The 241-nt window shown below is 51.0% G+C and carries 1 protein-coding gene; it reads right to left on the bottom strand.

Annotated features, from left to right (window positions below):
* Positions 1-241: glycosyltransferase (locus RTW80_RS30585; protein WP_312722005.1), on the bottom strand; the 241-nt coding region annotated here is incomplete at both ends.

Genomic DNA, 241 nt, shown 5'->3' with positions numbered 1-241 from the left:
ACTTAACACTAAAAGGCGTGCCCCTTTGATACACGGGTAGGGGTTGGTTTCGAACGGGCGGAAGACGATCTTGTTTTCAATTCCCAGCTTAGCGGCAAGCTGTTTGAGCTGATTTATTTTCGCGTCAGAACCTTTGCCCATCAACACCAGCGATGCGTCGATCTTGCTCAGCGCGAACGCCCGCAGCAGCCTGTCGTGACGTTTGTGTTCATGAAAACGGCCAACGTGGATAATGTAATCC

It is taken from the genome of Escherichia sp. AM3 (genome assembly GCF_032029835.1).
Classification (GTDB): Bacteria; Pseudomonadota; Gammaproteobacteria; order Enterobacterales; family Enterobacteriaceae; genus Escherichia; species Escherichia coli.
This window is presented reverse-complemented; position numbering and strand designations above follow the sequence as displayed.